The sequence below is a fragment of the Salmonella sp. SAL04213 genome (assembly GCF_046550535.1).
In the GTDB taxonomy this organism is placed as follows: Bacteria; Pseudomonadota; Gammaproteobacteria; order Enterobacterales; family Enterobacteriaceae; genus Salmonella; species Salmonella enterica.
On the sequence record NZ_JBGDXS010000001.1, the window covers coordinates 165,450 to 186,068 of the forward strand.

Annotated in this window: 22 protein-coding genes; 1 reads left to right on the top strand and 21 read right to left on the bottom strand. The window is 53.4% G+C overall.

Annotation, left to right across the window (positions count from 1 at the left end; genetic code table 11):
* Nucleotides 1-118 precede the first annotated feature (118 nt).
* The 7 genes from ndh to hinT all read right to left on the bottom strand — a co-directional run bounded on the left by ndh (nucleotide 119) and on the right by hinT (nucleotide 5,473).
* A complete protein-coding gene (gene ndh, locus ACLJPQ_RS00875) occupies nucleotides 119-1,423 on the bottom strand; it encodes an NADH-quinone dehydrogenase (protein WP_000211053.1) in 1,305 nt (434 codons plus the stop codon).
* Between the two features lie 253 nt (nucleotides 1,424-1,676).
* On the bottom strand, nucleotides 1,677-2,219 hold the full coding sequence (gene ycfP / locus ACLJPQ_RS00880; protein ID WP_000587943.1) for an alpha/beta hydrolase YcfP: 543 nt from the start codon (nucleotides 2,217-2,219) through the stop codon (nucleotides 1,677-1,679).
* Nucleotides 2,220-2,243: 24 nt separating this feature from the next.
* Nucleotides 2,244-3,269, bottom strand: coding sequence for a beta-N-acetylhexosaminidase (gene nagZ / locus ACLJPQ_RS00885; RefSeq protein ID WP_000529340.1), 1,026 nt, complete (start codon nucleotides 3,267-3,269; stop codon nucleotides 2,244-2,246).
* A gap of 10 nt (nucleotides 3,270-3,279) precedes the next feature.
* Nucleotides 3,280-4,104, bottom strand: a complete 825-nt coding sequence (gene thiK / locus ACLJPQ_RS00890) for a thiamine kinase (RefSeq protein ID WP_001257320.1) — start codon at nucleotides 4,102-4,104, stop codon at nucleotides 3,280-3,282.
* The gene (gene lpoB, locus ACLJPQ_RS00895; RefSeq protein ID WP_000164353.1) at nucleotides 4,085-4,723 is read right to left on the bottom strand and encodes a penicillin-binding protein activator LpoB; all 639 of its coding nucleotides are present in this window, start codon (nucleotides 4,721-4,723) and stop codon (nucleotides 4,085-4,087) included. Before lpoB ends, thiK begins: the two co-directional genes overlap by 20 nt.
* Nucleotides 4,724-4,736: 13 nt before the next feature.
* Nucleotides 4,737-5,111 carry a YcfL family protein gene (locus tag ACLJPQ_RS00900; protein WP_000589563.1) on the bottom strand — a complete coding sequence of 125 codons (375 nt, stop codon included), beginning with the start codon at nucleotides 5,109-5,111 and terminating at the stop codon, nucleotides 4,737-4,739.
* 2 nt (nucleotides 5,112-5,113) lie between these two features.
* The gene (gene hinT, locus ACLJPQ_RS00905; RefSeq protein ID WP_001532068.1) at nucleotides 5,114-5,473 is read right to left on the bottom strand and encodes a purine nucleoside phosphoramidase; all 360 of its coding nucleotides are present in this window, start codon (nucleotides 5,471-5,473) and stop codon (nucleotides 5,114-5,116) included.
* Between the two features lie 341 nt (nucleotides 5,474-5,814).
* Between hinT and fhuE the strand changes: the two genes are divergently transcribed.
* Nucleotides 5,815-7,989 (top strand): ferric-rhodotorulic acid/ferric-coprogen receptor FhuE, encoded by a 2,175-nt coding sequence (fhuE, locus tag ACLJPQ_RS00910; protein ID WP_080184894.1) that lies wholly within the window; start codon nucleotides 5,815-5,817, stop codon nucleotides 7,987-7,989.
* A gap of 84 nt (nucleotides 7,990-8,073) precedes the next feature.
* Here fhuE and ptsG read toward each other — a convergent pair whose 3' ends face one another.
* The 14 genes from ptsG to yceD form a co-directional block, all read right to left on the bottom strand.
* Nucleotides 8,074-9,507, bottom strand: coding sequence for a PTS glucose transporter subunit IIBC (gene ptsG / locus ACLJPQ_RS00915; RefSeq protein WP_000475705.1), 1,434 nt, complete (start codon nucleotides 9,505-9,507; stop codon nucleotides 8,074-8,076).
* Nucleotides 9,508-9,801: 294 nt separating this feature from the next.
* A complete protein-coding gene (locus tag ACLJPQ_RS00920) occupies nucleotides 9,802-10,599 on the bottom strand; it encodes a metal-dependent hydrolase (protein ID WP_000480268.1) in 798 nt (265 codons plus the stop codon).
* Nucleotides 10,600-10,609: 10 nt separating this feature from the next.
* Nucleotides 10,610-11,614 (bottom strand): DNA polymerase III subunit delta', encoded by a 1,005-nt coding sequence (gene holB, locus ACLJPQ_RS00925; protein WP_000872450.1) that lies wholly within the window; start codon nucleotides 11,612-11,614, stop codon nucleotides 10,610-10,612.
* A complete protein-coding gene (gene tmk / locus ACLJPQ_RS00930) occupies nucleotides 11,611-12,252 on the bottom strand; it encodes a dTMP kinase (RefSeq protein WP_000535399.1) in 642 nt (213 codons plus the stop codon). The genes holB and tmk overlap by 4 nt, the downstream gene beginning before the upstream one ends.
* On the bottom strand, nucleotides 12,242-13,264 hold the full coding sequence (gene yceG, locus ACLJPQ_RS00935; protein WP_024157353.1) for a cell division protein YceG: 1,023 nt from the start codon (nucleotides 13,262-13,264) through the stop codon (nucleotides 12,242-12,244). Before yceG ends, tmk begins: the two co-directional genes overlap by 11 nt.
* Before the next feature lie 2 nt (nucleotides 13,265-13,266).
* Complete coding sequence (pabC, locus tag ACLJPQ_RS00940) at nucleotides 13,267-14,076, bottom strand: aminodeoxychorismate lyase (protein ID WP_080184893.1); 810 nt, start codon at nucleotides 14,074-14,076, stop codon at nucleotides 13,267-13,269.
* A gap of 123 nt (nucleotides 14,077-14,199) precedes the next feature.
* A complete protein-coding gene (gene fabF / locus ACLJPQ_RS00945; protein WP_000044664.1) occupies nucleotides 14,200-15,441 on the bottom strand; it encodes a beta-ketoacyl-ACP synthase II in 1,242 nt (413 codons plus the stop codon).
* Between the two features lie 85 nt (nucleotides 15,442-15,526).
* Complete coding sequence (gene acpP, locus ACLJPQ_RS00950; RefSeq protein WP_000103754.1) at nucleotides 15,527-15,763, bottom strand: acyl carrier protein; 237 nt, start codon at nucleotides 15,761-15,763, stop codon at nucleotides 15,527-15,529.
* 155 nt (nucleotides 15,764-15,918) lie between these two features.
* Nucleotides 15,919-16,653: a 3-oxoacyl-ACP reductase FabG gene (gene fabG, locus ACLJPQ_RS00955; protein WP_000007236.1), complete on the bottom strand. Its 735-nt coding sequence runs from the start codon at nucleotides 16,651-16,653 to the stop codon at nucleotides 15,919-15,921.
* 12 nt (nucleotides 16,654-16,665) lie between these two features.
* The gene (fabD, locus tag ACLJPQ_RS00960; protein WP_000191343.1) at nucleotides 16,666-17,595 is read right to left on the bottom strand and encodes an ACP S-malonyltransferase; all 930 of its coding nucleotides are present in this window, start codon (nucleotides 17,593-17,595) and stop codon (nucleotides 16,666-16,668) included.
* Between the two features lie 15 nt (nucleotides 17,596-17,610).
* Nucleotides 17,611-18,564, bottom strand: coding sequence for a beta-ketoacyl-ACP synthase III (gene fabH, locus ACLJPQ_RS00965; RefSeq protein ID WP_000288148.1), 954 nt, complete (start codon nucleotides 18,562-18,564; stop codon nucleotides 17,611-17,613).
* Between the two features lie 79 nt (nucleotides 18,565-18,643).
* Nucleotides 18,644-19,723, bottom strand: coding sequence for a phosphate acyltransferase PlsX (plsX, locus tag ACLJPQ_RS00970; RefSeq protein ID WP_001518286.1), 1,080 nt, complete (start codon nucleotides 19,721-19,723; stop codon nucleotides 18,644-18,646).
* A 133-nt stretch (nucleotides 19,724-19,856) separates the two neighbouring features.
* Nucleotides 19,857-20,030, bottom strand: a complete 174-nt coding sequence (gene rpmF / locus ACLJPQ_RS00975; protein ID WP_000290727.1) for a 50S ribosomal protein L32 — start codon at nucleotides 20,028-20,030, stop codon at nucleotides 19,857-19,859.
* 51 nt (nucleotides 20,031-20,081) lie between these two features.
* Complete coding sequence (gene yceD, locus ACLJPQ_RS00980; protein ID WP_080184892.1) at nucleotides 20,082-20,603, bottom strand: 23S rRNA accumulation protein YceD; 522 nt, start codon at nucleotides 20,601-20,603, stop codon at nucleotides 20,082-20,084.
* Between the last annotated feature and the right edge of the window lie 16 nt (nucleotides 20,604-20,619).

The window sequence follows — 20,619 nt, forward strand, 5'->3', positions numbered from 1 at the left end:
ATCGGAATGAGGATGAAAAATGCGGGATGAGGCGGTAAAGCTGAAGGATTCGGACAACTCCGAAGCAAGAGATGGAGAAGCGCTCACCGGCGCGAGCAGCCGGTGAGGCGCAGAGAAATTAATGCAGTTTCAGGCGCGGACGAATGACGCGGTTAATACTGCCCACCAGCATCATCAGGCCGGTTTTAAAGTATCCATGCAGCGCTATCTGGTGCATACGGTATAGCGAGATATACACGAAGCGGGCGATACGTCCTTCAATCATCATTGAACCGCGGGTCAGGTTCCCCATCAGACTACCCACGGTAGAGAAGTTGGACAGAGAGACCAGCGATCCATGATCTTTATACTGGTAAGCTTTCAGCGGTTTGCCATTCATCTGCGCCAGAATGTTATTCATCGCGCAGGTAGCCATCTGATGCGCCGCCTGAGCGCGAGGCGGCACAAAACCTCCCTCCGGACGTGCGCAGGAAGCGCAGTCGCCAATCGCATAAATATCAGGATCGCGCGTGGTTTGCAGCGTCGGTTCCACCACCAGTTGGTTAATGCGGTTCGTTTCCAGACCACCAATCTCTTTCATAAAATCTGGCGCTTTGATACCCGCCGCCCACACCATCAGATCGGCCTGAATATATTCACCTTCTTTCGTATGCAGACCGCCTTCGTCGGCGCTGGTGACCATAGTTTGCGTCAGCACGCGAACGCCCAGTTTGGTCAGTTCATTATGCGCGGCGCTGGAGATACGCGGCGGCAACGCAGGCAGAATACGCTCGCCAGCCTCAACCAACGTCACGTTCAGCGCGTCGTTGGTCAGCCCCTTATAACCATAGCTATGCAGCTGTTTTACCGCATTATGCAGTTCAGCCGACAGCTCAACCCCCGTCGCACCGCCGCCAACGATGGCGATATTGACCTTACCGTTCGCGCCCAGATTAGCCGAATACTTGAGGAACAGGTTCAGCATCTCCTGGTGAAAACGGCGCGCCTGATGCGGGTTATCGAGGAAGATACAGTGCTCTTTCACGCCCGGCGTGTTGAAATCATTAGAGGTGCTGCCCAGCGCCATCACCAGCGTGTCATACGCGATTTTGCGCTCCGGCACCAGCAGTTCGCCCTTTTCATCACGCAACTCGGCAATGGTGATGGTTTTCGCTTCGCGATCGATATCCATCACCGACCCCAGCTGGAACTGGAAACCATGATTGCGCGCATGGGCCAGATAGCTCAGCGCATCCACGCCTTCGTCCAGAGAGCCAGTCGCCACTTCGTGCAGCAATGGTTTCCACAGATGGCTGTGATTTCTGTCTACCAGCGTGATTTTCGCTTTTTTCTTGCGCCCCAGTTTATGGCCTAACTGCGTCGCCATTTCCAGCCCGCCAGCGCCGCCGCCGACAATCACGATCTTTTTTAATGGTGTAGTCAACGTGACCCCCTTAAATTTATTAACCAATTGTTAATTAAAAGTTATTAGCATAGCCTTTAATTAACAACAAGTTACGTTAATGAGAATAAGCTTCTGATATGAGAATAGCATGAACGGTGCATTGGTCATACCAAAATTGATGTGCATCAAGTTTTCATGCTGAAAAGATAGACAGTTTGCGAGAATTGAGCATAAAAAAACCAGCCGCAAGGCTGGTTATCCGGTCACTGATAACGCCATATTGCCGGGGGCGTTATCCCAGCGTTTTAAACGCTTTGATACGTTGCAAATGCGGCGAAATATTTTTGAATTTGTGAGTCTGTTCCTCATCCCACACAATTTCATAAAACGGGTGAAGCGCTTGCGCTGAGCGTTGGCTGTCCAGCGCTTCGTCATGACGCGAGAGGATCACCAGACAACGATCGCGATTTTTTTCGCGAAAGTTGGTCACGCACTTTGTAGCGATGTCCGCATATTCTTCCGGGCGATCGATTTTCCCCTCCATGTTTTCATAGGGGAACAGGTTCGGGTTAAAAACCACCTGACGGATATCGCACAAAAAGCCAATCCGCTCCGCCCAGTAACCGCCCAGCCCCACGCCACAGATTAAAGGGCGCTCGTCCACATTCAACTGCAACATTTTGTCCACTTCTTTCAGCAGATGCTGCATATCGTGCTTAGGATGCCGCGTACTGTAGCTTACCAGCCGAACATCCGGGTCGATAAACTGTAATTGCAACACTTTTTCATGGTTGCCCGGACTATTTGAATCAAAACCGTGTAAATAAATAATCATCTGGCACCCTCACGAAAACTCGAGTTAATGACCTGCTTTTTCTTCCTGCCAGCGTTCATGTAACTGGTTGAGCTGGGCGCTGGCTGTTTTCCAGCGTGCTGAGTCCATGAGCTCCCGGCGTGAAAATGAACCTTTATGATACAAACGTGTAACACGTTCTGCTTTGATCGGCGACAGATTATCCAGCACGCTGACTGCGCCTTTACGATTATTGCAGACCAGAATCATATCGCAACCCGCATCCAGCGACGCCTGAGCGCGCTCAGCATAGCTGCCCATAATCGCCGCGCCCTCCATCGACAGATCGTCGGAGAAAATGACGCCGTCAAAGCCTAACTCCTGACGCAGCACCGTTTTCAGCCAGTACGGCGAACCGCTTGCCGGGCGTGGATCGATAGCGCGGTAGATCACGTGGGCAGGCATAATCGCATCCAGTTTATTCTCGCTAATCAGCGTGCGGAACACCGACATATCTTTGCCACGGATGTCCGTTTCAGGACGTGGATCGCACGGCGTCTCTTTGTGGGAGTCCGCCGTGACCGCGCCGTGGCCGGGGAAATGCTTACCGGTCGTTTTCATCCCGGCGTCATGCATGCCGTCAATAAAGCGCGTTGCCATTGCCAACGCTTTTGCGGGATCGGCATGATAGGAGCGCTCGCCAATTGCCGCGCTGATATGCCCGACGTCCAGCACTGGCGCAAAACTGATATCAATATCCATCGCGATCATTTCGCTGGCCATCAGCCACCCTGCCTCCTGCGCCAGTCGTCCCCCCTCTTCCAGCCCATGCAGCGCAAAAAAAGATTGCGCCGCGGGCAGGCGGGTAAACCCTTCACGGAAACGCTGTACGCGCCCGCCTTCCTGATCGACGGCCACCACCAGATGGTTACGCGATGCCGCCCGAATCTGGCGCACTAATTCGCGCAGCTGTTCCGGGTCATGGTAATTACGCGTGAACAGAATAAGCCCGCCAACCAGCGGATGCGCCAGTATCTCGCGCTCCTCCGCATCCAGCTCACATCCTTCGACATTCAACATTACTGGGCCCACACTGCTCTCCTTATCCTTTCATACGTAGCTGGCGCCAGGTTTCATCGGCCAGCCTGATAAATTGTTGCTCGCCGGTTTGTCGCCAGCGGTATTCGAACCACCCTGCTTTTAGCATAATGACCCAGGGGTGCCATAATCGTATCTGTCGCCATAGCTGCCGGGCGTCGATTCGCGCGCGCGCGGCATAAGCGTCTGCCAGTTGTCGGTGCTGGCGTTCATCCTCAACCCATACTGCCGCCAGCTCCAACGCAATATCGCCGTCGCCGGCATACTCCCAGTCAATCAGTCTCAACCCGGCGGACGTTAATACTATATTGTCGCCATGGACATCCATATGCAAAGGCGCGAGCCGCAGCGGGCGAGGTTCACCGTTTTTTTGCAACTGTTTGAGCCGCCGCAACCAAAACGGCGTACGCCTTGCCGGATCGCAACACGACCAGTACTGCGCCAATAGTGGCGATAGCGCGATACGCCAGCCAAAACGCGGCTGTTGATGCAAATGATACAGTAAGGCCGCCAGTTCGTCGGCATCTGGCAGAGCGGAATTTACCACACCATGCAGATATTCTACCGCCATCCAGCCCGGCGTATAAAAAAGCGCTCGCGGCGCCAGACTGGCCGGCAATTGGGATAAGGCGCGGTGATGACGTAAAAAATGGGCTGGTGGAGCGTCGGGGTCGTGATGACGGCGCAGCACGATACGGTGAGTATCGTGAGCAATAATACAGCTCCCGCCGCTTAGCCCCTGCGATGCGGCGACGGCGGGACGATACTGGGGAAAATAGCGCGACAGGATCTCGTCGCGCGTTAAGGGATTATTGTTGTTGGACCGCACCTTTACCTGACCAGATTATCTCGCCAGTTTGCACCAGCATTAACTGCATCTGTAATGCAGGCGCGTTAACGTTACCGGATGCGCTGGAGTAAAGTACATATTGCGCCCCGACATTGCGCGCAATGCCAATAGCTTTACTGCGCGTTCCCAGACTATCCTGCGGAGACAACCCTAACTGCTGTTTTGCCATCGAGAGTTGCTGTACGGAGACCAGCGTAAATTTACCGTTGTTCGCCAGCGCATTACGTAACGTTTCCGTTGCCTCGTTCGCATTTAACGACCCATTCGTCCGGTTATTCACGCTGTCGACAAGCAATACGTTTCCGGCCGTCACGCCATCAGCCTGCAACATTTTGCTGACCAGCGGTTGCATCGCGCCGTTCCAGTCATAGTGGCGCACCTTAGGCGCTGGCTGGCCCGTTTGATCTTCATGTTCGATCGGCCCCGGTTGCTGTGGAATGGTTGGCACAGACGGCACAACAGGAGGCTGCGGCGGCTGCGCGGGTTGTTCTGGCGCTGGTTTTACCTCTTCAACTGGCGCAGGTTGACGTTGCGCCATACACCCGGAGAGAAATATCGCCAGCGCAGCAATGGCAGCGTAGCGATGCATTTTTGTCATCAAAATTCACTCCTCACAAATAAAGATAAAGCCTGACCTTATGCGCCCCCAGATAATTGGCGCTGCCAAATAGCGTTACCGACGAACGCGCGGGTATGGTTACGCTACGCGGCGCCTCCAGCGGATGCATCTCCAGCCCCCGCGCGTCATACCAGTAAAACCGATAATGAACGGTTATGGGCTCTTGCCTTTCGTTATAGACGCGGGAAGAGGCTGATGGCTGGATATCAGACGCCGTCAGCTCAGGCGGCTCTGCGGTCACGCCCGCCGCCAGAACCGTGGACTCCATCACCAGCGACTGCGCGTCGCTTACCGGAATTTCAGGGTGTGACCGGCAGCCGGTAAGCAGCAGCAAGCCCAGAGAAACCGCGATGCATCCTTTGATCATACTTACAAGCCTTTATGCGCCAGCATCGGGCCTAGCGGGCGGCCGCCCAGTAGGTGCATATGGATATGATAAACCTCCTGGCCCCCATGACGGTTGGTATTCATGATTAAACGATACCCATCTTCGGCAATGCCTTCCTGTTCGGCGATTTTCGCCGCCACGGTGATCATCCGACCTAACGCCTGTTCATGTTCCGCCGTCACGTCATTGACGGTTGGGATCAGGATATTGGGAATAATCAAGATATGCGTCGGCGCCTGCGGTGAAATATCACGAAAGGCGGTGACCAGCTCATCCTGATAAACGATATCCGAAGGGATTTCACGACGAATAATTTTGCTGAATATAGTTTCTTCTGCCACGACGTTTTCCTTTTTCATAATAGCCCTTGCAGCGCACATGCTACGCCGAGCCATACTGCGAGTATAGAGTATGAGCGAGTTACCGACGCTCTTTCAACTTTAACCCACGATTTATTAAGCGAAAAATGACTACATGCTGGACTTACCGCCATATCCCCCTGCCATGACGCCTTTGTACGCTTAAAAAATATTTCTAGTTTCCCTGGTTATACCGTTTTACACATTTAATACAAATGCGTATATTTCTCATTTGCATTTTTATGCGCATTAACTAGCAAAGAATGAAAAGGTTCAACGTCATACGTCCTGAACTTACCCCAATAACAAGCAAGGATTTTCAGATGTCTTTCATTCAATACCGCCGGGACAAACACCTTCCGTCCACCGCCGCACCGTCGCTGTTAGCTATGGGTATGGCGATAGCATTTATGCCTGCCGCCTTCGCGGCTGAGGATACCGTTATTGTCGAAGGCGCGACGACCGCTGACGCCGTAAACCGTGAAGAACAGGATTACAGCGTGAAAACGACCGCAGCGGGCACCAAAATGCCGATGACTCAGCGCGATATCCCGCAGTCGGTCAGTATTGTCAGCCAACAGCGTATGGAAGACCAGCAGTTGCAAACCCTGGGCGAGGTGATGACCAATACGCTGGGAATCAGTGGAAGCCAGGCTGACTCCGATCGCATCAGCTATTACTCGCGCGGGTTTGAAATTGACAACTATATGGTGGACGGTATTCCAACGTATTTTGAGTCCCGCTGGAATCTGGGCGATGCGCTAACGGATACCGCGCTGTATGAGCGCGTGGAGGTGGTTCGCGGCGCGAATGGGCTGATGACCGGAACCGGCAATCCTTCTGCCTCAATTAATATGATCCGTAAACACGCCACCAGTCGGGAGTTCAAAGGTAACGTCTCCACAGAATACGGTAGCTGGAATAAGCAGCGTTACGTCATGGATCTGCAAAGTCCGCTCACCGCAGACGGTAATGTCCGTGGGCGCATCGTGGCGGGTTATCAGAATAATGATTCCTGGCTGGACCGCTATAACAGTGAGAAAGCGTTCTTTTCCGGAATTATCGATGCCGATCTGGGTGCAACTACCAGCCTTTCAGCCGGTTATGAATATCAAAAAATTGATGTCAACAGCCCGACCTGGGGCGGTCTGCCGCGCTGGAACACCGATGGCAGCAAAAATAGCTATGACCGCGCACGTAGTACCGCCCCGGACTGGGCTTATAACAACAAAGAGATAAATAAATTCTTCGTCACGCTTAAACAGCGTTTTGCCGAAAGCTGGCAGGCGACCCTGAATGCGACCCATACTGAGGTCAAATTCGACAGTAAAATGATGTATATCGATGCGTTAGTCGATAAAGAGACAGGTACGCTGGTGAGTCCTTATGGCGCAAGCTACCCCGTGGTCGGCGGTACGGGCTGGAACAGCGGCAAGCGCAAAGTAGATGCCATAGATCTCTTTGCCGATGGCGCTTATGAGCTGTTTGGCCGTCAGCACAATATGATGTTTGGCGGCAGTTATAGTAAACAGAATAACCGCTATTTTAGCGCCTGGGCGAACGTCTTTCCGGACGACATTGGCAACTTCAGCGCCTTTAACGGTAATTTCCCCCAAACCCACTGGGCGCCACAAAATCTGGCGCAGGACGATACCACGCATATGAAATCGCTGTATGCCGCTACGCGCATTTCGCTGGCCGACCCGCTGCATCTGATTCTTGGCGCTCGTTATACCAACTGGCGTGTTGATACACTGACCTACAGCATGGAGAAAAACCATACCACGCCGTATGCCGGGCTGATTTATGATATCAACGACAACTGGTCCGCTTATGCCAGTTATACCTCTATCTTTCAGCCGCAGAATAAACGCGACAAAGCGGGTCAATATCTGGCTCCGATTACCGGTAATAACTATGAAGCGGGTCTGAAGTCCGACTGGATGAACAGCCGCCTCACCACCACGTTGTCCGTGTTCCGCATTGAGCAGAATAACGTCGCTCAGGCAACCACTATTCCCATCCCTGGCAGTAATGGGGAGTTTGCCTGGAAGTCTACTGACGGAACGGTGAGCAAAGGCGTCGAATTTGAAGTAAACGGCGCAATTACCGATAACTGGCAGATGACTTTCGGGGCTACCCGGTATGTTGCCGAGGACAATGAAGGTAACGCCGTGAACCCTAATCTCCCGCGCACCAGCGTGAAGTTATTCACCCGCTATCGTCTGCCGGCGATACCGGAGCTGACGGTCGGCGGCGGTGTAAACTGGCAGAATCGGGTTTACAAAGATACCACGACGCCGTACGGCACTTTCCGCGCCGAACAGGGCAGCTATGCGCTGGTCGATCTGTTTACCCGCTATCAGGTGACGAAAAATTTCTCCGTACAGGGAAACATCAACAACCTGTTTGATAAAACCTACGACACCAATATTGATGGTTCCATTGTTTACGGCGCGCCGCGTAACGTCAGCCTCACCGCCAATTATCAGTTCTGACAGACTGTCGGAGAGCGGCATGTAAAGCGCCATTAAAAAAGGCAGCCGAATGGCTGCCTTAATTCTCCCCAACATCATTACTGCTTAGCTGTTACGGATGTACTCATCCATTTCCGTTTTCAGGTTATCGGATTTCGTACCGAAAATAGCCTGAACGCCGGAACCCGCGACGACAACGCCTGCCGCGCCCAGTTTCTTCAGGCCAGCCTGATCCACTTTCGCTACATCGGCTACGCTCACGCGCAGACGCGTGATACAGGCATCCAGGTTAGTGATGTTCTCTTTACCGCCAAACGCCGCAACCAAAGCCGGCGCCATTTCGCTGGTCGCGCCCGCTTTTGCGTCATCAGTAGTGTCTTCACGACCCGGCGTTTTCAGATCCAGCGCTTTGATCAGCACGCGGAACACGGTGTAGTACACAATCGCATAACCGGCGCCAACAATTGGGAACAGCCACAATTTGCTGCTGTTACCGGACAGCACGATAAAGTCGATCAGACCGTGGGAGAACGACGTACCGTCACGCATCCCCAGCAGGATACAGATCGGGAATGCCAGACCTGCCAGAATCGCGTGAATGATGTACAGGATCGGCGCCACGAACATGAAGGAGAACTCGATAGGCTCGGTAATACCCGTCAAAAACGAGGTCAGCGCGGCGGAAATCATGATACCGCCCACTTTTGCGCGGTTTTCCGGTTTAGCAGAGTGCCAGATAGCAATGGCCGCAGCCGGCAGACCGTACATTTTGAACAGGAAGCCGCCAGACAACATACCCGCCGTCGGGTCGCCCGCCATATAGCGCGGAATGTCGCCGTGGAATACCTGACCCGCTGCGTTGGTGTATTCGCCGATCTGCATCTGGAAAGGAACGTTCCAGATATGATGCAGACCAAACGGCACCAGGCAACGCTCGATAAAACCGTAAATACCAAACGCGACAACCGGGTTCTGATAAGCCGCCCACTGCGAGAACGCCTGGATAGCCGTACCGATTGGCGGCCATACGAAAGACAGCACCACACCGGTAAAAATAGCGGCCAGACCCGAAATGATCGGCACGAAGCGTTTGCCCGCAAAGAAGCCCAGATACTCAGGCAGTTTGATACGGTAGAAGCGGTTAAACATATACGCTGCGATCGCACCGGAGATAATCCCCCCGAGAACACCCGTATCAGCAAGGTGTTTAGCGGCGATCTCTTCAGCAGGTAAATGCAGAACCAGCGGCGCAACCACAGCCATGGTTTTCACCATGATGCCATACGCTACTACCGCCGCCAGAGCCGAAACGCCGTCGTTGTTGGTGAAGCCCAACGCCACGCCGATAGCGAAAATCAGCGGCATATTGGCAAAAACAGATCCGCCCGCTTCTGCCATAACGTGCGATACAACGGCTGGCAGCCAGCTGAAGTTAGCGGAACCGACACCCAGCAGGATACCTGCGATAGGGAGTACGGATACCGGCAGCATCAGCGATTTACCGACCTTTTGCAGGTTAGCAAATGCATTCTTAAACATAATTGAGAGTGCTCCTGAGTATTTGTGCTTTTCTACGTTCTCACGCATTGGCGAGGGGGGAGAACCCCGCCGTGGACAGGACATCTAAGTGCCCTTTTATTTATTACACAGAGTAAAATAAATACGTCTGATTTTGTTTGACGGCTATCACGTTTCAGCGCCAGATAGCCTAAAAAGTATCACATTCTGCCAAAATGAGTTTCCGAATGTTTCCATAAGCTCGCTCACCGCCCCTTTTGTGGCGGTGAACTTTACGCGCTTTGTTTATTAATTACGAGCTTTAAAAAAACTCGTTTAACGGATTGATGACAGGCGAGACGCGTCAATATGGAACAGGCGAGCAAAGTTATCGGTGGTGATCTGCGCCAGTTCTTCAACGGCAACCCCTTTCAATACCGCCATATATTCTGCGACGTCGCGTACCATCGCAGGCTGGTTCTCTTTACCGCGATGCGGCACCGGCGCCAGATAAGGAGAATCGGTCTCGACTAATAACCGATCCAGCGGCACATAGCGCGCCGCATCACGCAACTGTTCAGCGTTACGGAACGTTACGATGCCGGAAAAAGAGATATAAAACCCCAGATCCAGCAATTTGCCGGCCGTTTCTCTGTCTTCTGTAAAACAGTGTAGTACGCCGCCGCAATCCGTCACTTTTTCTTCGCGCAGGATAGCCAGCGTATCGGCACGCGCGTCGCGAGTATGGACAATCACCGGTTTATGCAATTCGCGGCCAATCTGGATATGATGAATAAAAGACGCCTGCTGGCGGATTTTGGTCTCAGGCGTGTAAAAGTAATCAAGCCCGGTCTCGCCCATCGCCACCACATCGTCTTCTGCAGCAAGGAGGCGCAGTTCTTCTACGTCATATGCTTCATCCTGATTTAACGGATGCACGCCGCAGGAAAAGACCACATTATCGCGCTTGCCCACCAGCTCGCGCATATGGCGATACCCCGGCAGCGTCGTCGCCACCGCTAAACAGAACTTCACATCGCGCGCGGCGGCTTTTGCCAGCACATCGTCCACGTCCTTATGCAAAGATTGATAATCCAGACCATCAAGATGGCAGTGTGAGTCGACTAAAAACATAATGTCTCTCTCAAAGATGAGGAACAGGCAACAAGGTGCCTGGTTGCAGGTAATGCTCGATGCGGAGAATGAGATCGGTTAATACCAGTTCGCGGTTTAATCCGGTCACATGAAGTAATTGATCACGACAATGACAAACATCGTTCAGGATTGCCTGAATACGCGCCGGGGATAGCGGCCCCGCCAGCGCGGCAACAACCGCGTCCGCATCAACGTTTGTCAGGTACGACGCGCCGTGCTGACGTTTCAGCGCGTCTACCAGCAGCGTCGCCAGCCAATGCAGGCGCGCCGGGGCTTGCTCATGATTGAGCGCCGTTAATAACGCATACCAGTCGCCCGTATGTAAACTGTCCATCAACGCCTGACACAGCGCCTCACGCTGCGCCCAGCGTTCAGACTGCAACAGCGCCAGCGCGGCGCCGGGCGACCCCGCATTCAGACGTAGCGCCGTGAGCAATGCTTCTTGTGACGCCGTCACTTCTCGCGACAGCCATGACATCGCATACGATTCGGACGGCGGCGCCAGATGATGCAGCCGGCAGCGGCTGCGTAATGTCGCCAACAGACGAGCAGGCTCCGGGCTGGCAAGGAAAAACCAGGTTTGCTCCGGCGGCTCTTCCAGCGTTTTGAGCAACGCATTGGCAGCGGCGTCGGTTAATAGCGCCGCATCCGCAATCCACACCACCTTCGCGCCGCCCAGACGGGAGTGCTCGTACAATTTCTCGCTGACCTCGCGTACCGCATCTACGCCGAGGCTGCTTTTGCCTTTATCCGGCGTCAGCGTGTAATAGTCCGGATGCGTGCCAGCCTGCATAAGCTGACAACCACGGCAATGCCCACAGCTTTTGTGGCCCTCAGGCTGCTGGCATAACAGATAACGGCTCAGCGCATAGCACAGCGCCTCGTCGCCCATGCCAGGTAAGGCCTGAATCAGTAGCGCATGGTGCCCACGTCCCGCCTGGTAACTTTCTACCAGTTTTTCATAGGCGGGCCGTAACCATGGATACCATTTCATGCCGCTTGCTCCTGCACCCACTTCGTCACCGTGGCGCGAATGTCGCGCATGACGGCATCCAGCGGCTGGGTCGCGTCAATGGTGCGGATACGCGAGTCTTGCGCCGCCAGTTCCAGATAGCGCGCGCGAGTCCGGTTAAAGAAATCAAAAGATTCCTGCTCAATGCGATCCAAATCGCCGCGCGCTCTGGCGCGTTTTAGCCCGACTTCCGGCGTGACATCCAGATACAGCGTCAGGTCAGGGCGAAAATCGCCCAGCACGGCATCGCGTAGTGTCGCCAGCATGGTTTGATCAATGCCGCGCCCTCCCCCCTGATACGCCTGGGTTGAGAGATCGTGGCGATCGCCGATCACCCATACGCCTTGCGCCAGCGCGGGTTTGATTACCGTTTCGACGAGCTGTACGCGAGCGGCATAAAACATCAGCACTTCCGCTTTATCGGTAATCACTTCGTCGCCTACCGATCGGATATCCAGCACCAGACTTCGTAGTTTTTCGGCAAGTTGCGTACCGCCCGGCTCACGGGTAAAAATCATGTTACGAATACCCAGTTGCTCAAGGGTCTCCACCACCACGTCGCGCGCAGTGGTTTTTCCGGCGCCTTCCAGGCCCTCGATGACGATATAATTACTGCCCATTTTTTTCCTTAAGCACTTTCAGGTACTCCTGCACTGACCGATTATGGCTGGCAAGATTGGTGTTAAATGTGTGACCGCCTTTACCGTCGGCCACAAAATAGAGATACGGCGTTTTCGCCGGATGCGCCGCCGCCTGCAATGACGCTTCGCTGGGCGATGCAATCGGTCCTGGCGGCAGCCCGGTTATGGTATACGTGTTATAAGCCGTCGGCTTTTCCAGATCCGCACGCGACAAGTTACCATTATAACTCGTCCCCATCCCGTAAATCACGGTGGGATCGGTCTGAAGGCGCATACCGATTCTCAGGCGATTAATAAAGACTGAGGCCACCTGATCGCGTTCGCTGGCGACAGCCGTCTCTTTTTCAATAATCGAGGCCATTGTCACCAGTTGGTTCTGATCTTTATAAGGCAGCCCCTCGGCCCGGCCTTTCCAGACAGTATCGACAGCTTTCACCATCTTTTGGTGCGCTCGCTTGAGAATAGCGACATCGCTGGTGTTGGCGGTATACATCCAGGTATCGGGCCAGAACCACCCTTCTACCCATTCCGGGTGCGCAAGCTTTAATGCCTGAGCGACAGTGGCGTAGTCATCATCCGGCAATGTATGGCGAATATACGGCGCCTCTCGTAGCTGTTTCAGGTAATCGCTAAGGCGCATCCCTTCCACAAACCGCAACGGGAATTGCGCTTCTTTGCCGCTCTCCAGCAACTCAAGCATCTCCCGTACGGTCATCCCGGGCGTAAAACGGTAAGTTCCCGCTTTAAAGTGCGATAACTCAGGCTCCACGCGCAGCAGCCACTGAAATACCCGGGGACGATTAATGATTTTTTCATCATAAAGCTGGTCGCCAAGCGCCAGCCGCCCCGTTCCCGCCTTGAGTGTAAAGATAGTCTCGTTTTTAATAAGTAACGTGCTGTTCGCCAGATGGCGAACTTTCCACAACCCCACGCCCGCGGCAATACCCAGCACAACCAACAGCAGAAGGAAAACGCCTGACAATTTTTTCATAACTAATTCGGATGCTCACAAAATGGGGCTAAAAATTGAAACAGTGTTCGCGAAGAATACGACGTCCCGTGATAGGCGCGTATGGGAATAATCGGCATTAGCGCGTTGCAGATGATAATCTCATCCGCCTGCCTGACTGCCTCCTCTCTCGCCTGTACTTCAAGAACCTGGAAAGGAGATTGCGCCAGTTGGCGTAAACAAAATTGTCGCATAATGCCGTTCACCCCGGCCTGATCCAGACGCGGCGTAAAAACAATGTCGCCTGTACGCCAGAACAAATTAGCCGCACAGCATTCCGTAACCCATCCCTCGCTGTCAAGAACCAGCGCCTCATCGGCGTCCGTCTGCTCAAGATAAGAGCGAATCAACACCTGTTCGAGGCGGTTCAGATGTTTTAATCCGGCAAGATAAGGATTGCGCCCAAGCGGTATGGGACTAAGGGTAAGAGTGATGCCTTGCTTACGCCACTGAGAATAATAAGCGGGATAAGCAGAAACGGAGAGGATTCGGGTAGCTGCCTGACAATTCATGGCGCTGTATCCCCGGCCGCCGCTGCCACGGCTAATGATCACTTTCAACACGCCTGAATCATGCCCTGTGGCCAACATTGTCATCTCTTGCCGAAGGGTCGCCCAATGGCTAAAAGCGATCCGTAATTTTTCACAGGCAACCTGCAAGCGCTGAAGATGCGCTTCCAGATGGCAAATGTTGCCATCAACAATACGTGCGGTCGTAAAACTGCCATCGCCGAACTGCGTCGCCCGGTCGCTTACAGCAAGTTGATCCTGCGCATGGCCATTAATTAAAAACATAGTGGCTCCTTATCCGTCGCCTGCTAGTGTGGCAGGATGAATAACGCAGAACAAGAGGTGATATGCCTGATAAAAAAGGCCCGACAAGCGGACCTTTTTATTAATGTCTGTCTCTGGCTTAACTTAGATCTTTTTAAAAATCAAGGAACCGTTAGTTCCGCCAAAGCCAAAGGAGTTACACAGAGCGTACTCCAGATCGCTGACCTGGCGCGCTTCGTGCGGCACGAAGTCCAGATCGCAACCTTCATCCGGGTTATCCAGATTAATGGTTGGCGGAATGGCCTGATCGCGTAGCGCCAGAATAGAGAAAATAGACTCTACTGCGCCTGCGGCGCCCAACAGATGGCCGGTCATCGATTTGGTCGAGCTCACCATCACTCGGCTTGCAGCATCGCCAAAGACTGACTTAACTGCCTGCGTCTCAGCTTTGTCGCCGGCAGGCGTCGACGTGCCGTGCGCGTTGACGTAGCCAATCTGAGCAGGCTCAATCGCGGCATCACGCAACGCGTTAACCATCGCCAGCGCAGCGCCTGCGCCATTTTCCGGCGGCGACGTCATATGGTAAGCATCGCTGCTCATACCAAAGCCGACGATTTCAGCATAGATTTTCGCACCACGCGCTTTTGCATGTTCGTACTCTTCAAGCACCAACATACCGGCACCGTCGCCCAGTACAAAACCATCGCGTTCTTTATCCCACGGACGGCTCGCCGCCTGTGGGTTATCGTTGCGGGTCGACAGCGCGCGCGCTGCGCCAAAACCACCTACGCCCAGCGGCGTACTGGCTTTTTCTGCGCCACCTGCCACCATCGCGTCCGCATCGCCATAGGCGATGATACGCGCGGCATGGCCGATGTTATGCACGCCTGAAGTACAGGCAGTCGCAATAGAGATGCTTGGCCCACGCAGGCCATACATGATAGTCAGATGGCCTGCTACCATGTTAACAATCGTCGACGGGACAAAGAACGGGCTAATCTTACGCGGTCCGCCTTTTACCAGCGAACTGTGGTTTTCTTCGATCAGACCGAGACCACCGATACCGGAGCCGATAGCGGCGCCAATACGGCTTGCGTTCTCTTCCGTCACTTCAAGGCCAGAATCCTGCATGGCCTGTACGCCAGCGACAATTCCATATTGAATGAAGGCATCCATCTTGCGCTGTTCTTTGCGCGAGATAATGTCATCACAGTTAAAATCCTTTACTAAGCCAGCAAATTTCGTTGCATAGGCGCTAGTATCGAAATGGTCGATCAGGCTGATGCCACTCTGACCGGCAAGGAGAGCTTTCCAGGTAGACTCTACGGTATTGCCGACAGGAGACAACATGCCCAGTCCGGTCACAACTACACGACGCTTAGACACGGTTGTCCTCCAGGGAGGGAAAATGATTCTAGTGGGACAAAAAGATAAAACTCAGGCGGTCGAACGACCGCCTGGAGATGTTCACTTACGCCTGGTGGCCGTTGATGTAATCAATGGCAGCCTGAACGGTGGTGATTTTCTCAGCTTCTTCGTCCGGAATCTCAGTATCAAACTCTTCTTCCAGAGCCATTACCAGCTCAACGGTGTCAAGAGAATCTGCGCCCAGGTCTTCAACGAAAGAAGCATTGTTGGTTACTTCTTCCTGCTTAACGCCCAGCTGTTCGCCGATAATTTTCTTAACGCGTTCTTCGATAGTGCTCATACTCTTAAATTTCCTATCAAAACTCGCTTTCGCGATGGTTTTCGTAGTGTATAAAATGTTGAAAAATTTGCAACTAAATCCCGGCAGGTCTTACCACGATTTTACGTTATTTTGCGGCCTTTCGCCCTAATAACGCAAATATTTTTCAATCGTGATTAAACCATGTACATTCCGCCGTTGACGTGCAGAGTCTCACCAGTGATGTAACTCGCTTCGTCAGAGGCTAAAAATGCAACCGCACTGGCGATTTCCTGAGCGCCGCCGAGGCGACCCGCAGGCACCTGCGCCAGGATACCCGCACGCTGATCGTCAGACAGCGCACGCGTCATGTCCGTTTCAATAAAACCCGGAGCCACAACATTGACAGTAATACCACGGGACGCAACTTCACGCGCCAGTGATTTACTGAAACCGATCAGGCCCGCTTTCGCCGCAGCGTAGTTTGCCTGACCTGCATTTCCCATGGTACCAACCACAGAACCAATAGTGATAATGCGACCACAACGCTTTTTCATCATAGCGCGCATTACCGCTTTTGACAGGCGGAAAACGGATGATAAATTGGTTTCGATAATATCGTTCCACTCATCATCTTTCATTCGCATCAACAGATTATCACGAGTGATACCGGCATTATTAACCAGGATATCCACTTCACCAAATTCTGCGCGAATATTTTCCAGAACAGATTCAATAGATGCAGGATCGGTCACATTCAACATCAAACCTTTCCCGTTAGCACCTAAATAATCGCTAATGTTCTTCGCACCATTTTCACTGGTCGCAGTCCCGATAACTTTCGCGCCGCGGGCAACGAGAGTCTCTGCAATTGCGCGGCCTATGCCACGGCTTGCACCAGTCACCAGCGCAATCTTTCCTTCAAAGCTCATGGTTTTCCTCTTTTATTGCGTAAGTGCCGCAGACAGCGCCGCCGGCTCGTTCAGCGCCGACGCTGTCAGGGTGTCGACAATACGTTTCGTCAGACCAGTGAGGACTTTACCTGGACCCACTTCATAAAGATGTTCAACGCCCTGCGCCGCGATAAATTCCACGCTCTTCGTCCACTGTACCGGATTGTACAACTGGCGAACCAGCGCATCGCGGATAGCGGCGGCATCGGTTTCACATTTCACGTCAACGTTGTTTACTACCGGCACCGTTGGCGCGCTAAAGGTAATTTTGGCTAATTCAACCGCCAGCTTATCTGCCGCTGGTTTCATCAGCGCGCAGTGCGACGGTACGCTCACCGGCAGCGGCAGCGCGCGTTTCGCGCCAGCGGCTTTACAGGCTGCGCCCGCGCGTTCTACCGCCTCTTTATGCCCGGCGATAACCACCTGTCCCGGCGAGTTAAAGTTAACCGGCGAAACAACCTGCCCTTCGGCAGATTCTTCACAGGCTTTAGCAATAGAGGCATCATCCAGCCCGATGATCGCAGACATGCCGCCAGTACCTTCCGGAACCGCTTCCTGCATGAATTTACCACGCATTTCCACCAGACGAACGGCATCAGCAAAGTTGATGACGCCAGCGCAAACCAGCGCGGAATATTCGCCCAGGCTGTGACCCGCCATTAACGCAGGCATTTTACCGCCCTGCTGCTGCCAAACGCGCCAAAGCGCGACGGAAGCGGTTAATAACGCCGGCTGCGTCTGCCAGGTTTTATTCAGTTCTTCCGCTGGACCTTGCTGGGTGAGCGCCCACAGATCATATCCCAGAGCCGCAGAAGCTTCAGCAAACGTTTCTTCTACGATAGGGTAATTTGCCGCCATTTCGGCCAACATCCCAACGCTCTGAGAACCCTGACCGGGGAACACAAATGCAAATTGCGTCATGTTTAAATCCTTATACTAGAAACGAATCAGCGCGGAGCCCCAGGTGAATCCACCCCCGAAGGCTTCAAGCAATACCAGCTGACCGGCTTTAATTCGCCCGTCACGCACGGCTTCATCCAGCGCGCACGGCACAGAAGCCGCGGAGGTATTGCCGTGCCTGTCCAGCGTGACGACGACATTGTCCATCGACATGCCGAGTTTTTTCGCTGTCGCGCTAATGATACGCAGGTTAGCCTGATGCGGCACCAGCCAATCGAGTTCTGAGCGATCCAGGTTATTAGCCGCCAGCGTCTCATCGACAATATGCGCCAGTTCAGTGACCGCCACTTTAAAGACTTCATTGCCCGCCATCGTCAGGTAAATCGGGTTATCCGGATTTACACGATCGGCATTCGGCAGGGTCAGTAATTCACCGTAACGGCCATCGGCATGAAGATGAGTGGAGATAATACCCGGTTCTTCAGAAGCGCTCAGTACGGCCGCGCCTGCGCCATCGCCGAAAATAATGATCGTACCGCGATCGCCAGGATCGCAAGTGCGGGCTAATACATCGGAACCGACCACCAGCGCGTGTTTAACCGCGCCGGATTTAACATACTGGTCGGCGATGCTTAACGCGTAGGTGAAACCTGCGCACGCTGCCGCGACATCAAACGCCGGGCAACCTTTAATACCGAGCATACTTTGAATCTGACATGCCGCGCTTGGAAATGCATGCGTTGCTGATGTGGTAGCCACCACAATCAAGCCAATTTGGTCTTTATCGATCCCCGCCATCTCAATCGCGCGATTCGCAGCGGTAAAGCCCATCGTCGCGACAGTTTCATTAGGCGCGGCGATATGGCGTTCACGAATACCTGTACGAGTGACAATCCACTCGTCAGAGGTCTCAACCATTTTTTCCAGATCGGCGTTAGTCCGCACTTGTTCGGGCAGATAGCTGCCAGTACCAATAATCTTCGTATACATGTACGCTCAGTCACTTTTCGGTTATATACCGTTACCTGTAAACGTCTGGCACGCTGGCGGCGCCGGGGAGACAGCGATATTATCTGTGCGCCCGCAGGTTTACGCCTTTGCCATCGTCCAGCGGTTCAAATCCGGCTGGGTATACAGATTCCAGGCGAGCGGCAATTCGCTGAGGAACTTGTCGCTGCACCGCCTGCACTGCCTGTTCAATCGCGACTGCAAATGCTCGCTGATTGGCCGCACCATGACTTTTTATCACCGTGCCGCGCAATCCTAACAGACAGGCGCCATTATACTGGTCGGGGTTGAGGTGACTGAATCGCCTCGTCAGGCTTTTTTGTAACCAACGTTTTAATAACAGCAGCCACCACGACCGTTTTTTCCCCTCGCCCTGTGATTTCAGCAGTGAAAGGAACATTCTGACAACCCCCTCCATCGTTTTAAGTGTGACATTGCCTGTAAAGCCGTCACACACCAGTACATCGGTTTTTCCCGTCAGTAACTCATTCGCCTCAAGGTAGCCGATGTAATTGATGGTTGGGACTGTTTTTAACATTAAAGAGGCTTCGCGAATACTGTCGAGGCCTTTGGTTTCTTCTTCCCCGATATTGAGTAGCGCCACGCGGGGATTTTTGATCCCGACGACCTCTTCCGCCAAAACGGCGCCCATCACGGCAAACTGCACCAGCATGGTACTGTCACAGTCGACGTTGGCCCCCAAATCAAGCACTACCGTTTTGCCCTTTTGCTGGTGCGGTAATACCGTCACCAACGCCGGACGCTCAATCCCCTCAAGAGGCTTGAGTAATAATTTCGCCAGCCCCATCAGCGCCCCGGTATTACCGGCGCTAACGCAAGCTTCGGCTCGGCCTTCTTTCACAAGCTCCAGGGCCACACGCATGGATGTCCCGCGACTGGCGCGGATCGCCTGCGAAGGCCGGGCATCACTGGCAATAACTGACTGTGCAGGGATAATCTGCAGACGCGAACGTTGTTCAAAGTCAGCTTTGGCAAGTAATGGCGTGATAATATCGGGATTCCCGACTAAAAGAAGAGTGAGCTGCGAATTAGCGTTCAGTGCCTGCAATGCTGCAGGCACCGTCACGGAAGGACCAAAATCGCCCCCCATGACATCTAACGCCAGGGTTAGACGTGTCAAGGTATCGTCGCTGCCTGGTTCGGTGTTCTCCGCTTACGCGGAGAAATCCTCACTAAGCTTTATCACGCTTGTACTCTTCGGCTTTTACACCACAGGCACGCCTGTGATGCAAAAGGCATCGAGTATCGCGCGATTACTTAGCGATGACCTTACGGCCGCGGTAGTAACCGTCGGCAGTGATGTGGTGACGCAGGTGTTTTTCACCAGAAGTTTTGTCTACAGACAGGCTGGTGACTGCGGTCAGAGCGTCATGGGAACGACGCATGCCACGTTTGGAACGGGTTGGTTTATTCTGTTGTACGGCCATGGACCTTACTCCTCAATTACGGTTTATCCCTGCGTCCGCGGGGAAGACCTATTACTTACGCTTTAAGCTGGCTAATACGGCAAATGGGTTTGGCTTTTGCGCTTCATCAGGCAGTTCGCCAAAGACCATGTCCGCCTCGGACACTTCACAGTGTTCAGAATCATGCACCGGAACTACCGGCAAGGCGAGGATGATTTCATCTTCAACCGTCGCCAGCAGATCGATTTCGCCGAATTCGTTTACCTCAATCGGCTCATACGCTTCCGGCAGTGCTTCAGCCTGCTCGTCGGAACGGACAGGGCTAAAACAATACATTGTGTGAACCTGATGGGTAAACGGTTTCCCGCAACGCTGGCATTCGAGCGACACCGTAACGACCGCATCGCCGGTCAAAACGGCGAGACGCTGGTTATCGATAGCGAACGACATGGAGCATTCCACATCACTGTCCACACTGACTACAGATTCGGCAACGCGCTCAACCTGATCGGGGGTATAGATACCCTGGTAATCAAGGCGTTTTTGAGCGGTACGAACCGGATCAAGAGTCAGGGGTAATTTTACCTTTTGCATAGGGCGCGCATATTAA

Bases quoted from the DNA above. Each gene is read 5' to 3' on its own strand.
- rpmF (WP_000290727.1), bottom strand. From the start codon at position 20,030: ATGGCCGTACAACAGAATAAACCAACCCGTTCCAAACGTGGCATGCGT.
- ACLJPQ_RS00920 (WP_000480268.1), bottom strand. From the start codon at position 10,599: ATGTTTTTAGTCGACTCACACTGCCATCTTGATGGTCTGGATTATCAA.
- fabD (WP_000191343.1), bottom strand. From the start codon at position 17,595: ATGACGCAATTTGCATTTGTGTTCCCCGGTCAGGGTTCTCAGAGCGTT.
- pabC (WP_080184893.1), bottom strand. From the start codon at position 14,076: ATGTTTTTAATTAATGGCCATGCGCAGGATCAACTTGCTGTAAGCGAC.
- yceG (WP_024157353.1), bottom strand. From the start codon at position 13,264: ATGAAAAAATTGTCAGGCGTTTTCCTTCTGCTGTTGGTTGTGCTGGGT.
- holB (WP_000872450.1), bottom strand. From the start codon at position 11,614: ATGAAATGGTATCCATGGTTACGGCCCGCCTATGAAAAACTGGTAGAA.
- tmk (WP_000535399.1), bottom strand. From the start codon at position 12,252: ATGGGCAGTAATTATATCGTCATCGAGGGCCTGGAAGGCGCCGGAAAA.
- fhuE (WP_080184894.1), top strand. From the start codon at position 5,815: ATGTCTTTCATTCAATACCGCCGGGACAAACACCTTCCGTCCACCGCC.
- ycfP (WP_000587943.1), bottom strand. From the start codon at position 2,219: ATGATTATTTATTTACACGGTTTTGATTCAAATAGTCCGGGCAACCAT.
- fabG (WP_000007236.1), bottom strand. From the start codon at position 16,653: ATGAGCTTTGAAGGAAAGATTGCGCTGGTGACTGGTGCAAGCCGTGGC.
- acpP (WP_000103754.1), bottom strand. From the start codon at position 15,763: ATGAGCACTATCGAAGAACGCGTTAAGAAAATTATCGGCGAACAGCTG.
- yceD (WP_080184892.1), bottom strand. From the start codon at position 20,603: ATGCAAAAGGTAAAATTACCCCTGACTCTTGATCCGGTTCGTACCGCT.
- ptsG (WP_000475705.1), bottom strand. From the start codon at position 9,507: ATGTTTAAGAATGCATTTGCTAACCTGCAAAAGGTCGGTAAATCGCTG.
- ACLJPQ_RS00900 (WP_000589563.1), bottom strand. From the start codon at position 5,111: ATGATCAAAGGATGCATCGCGGTTTCTCTGGGCTTGCTGCTGCTTACC.
- lpoB (WP_000164353.1), bottom strand. From the start codon at position 4,723: ATGACAAAAATGCATCGCTACGCTGCCATTGCTGCGCTGGCGATATTT.
- fabH (WP_000288148.1), bottom strand. From the start codon at position 18,564: ATGTATACGAAGATTATTGGTACTGGCAGCTATCTGCCCGAACAAGTG.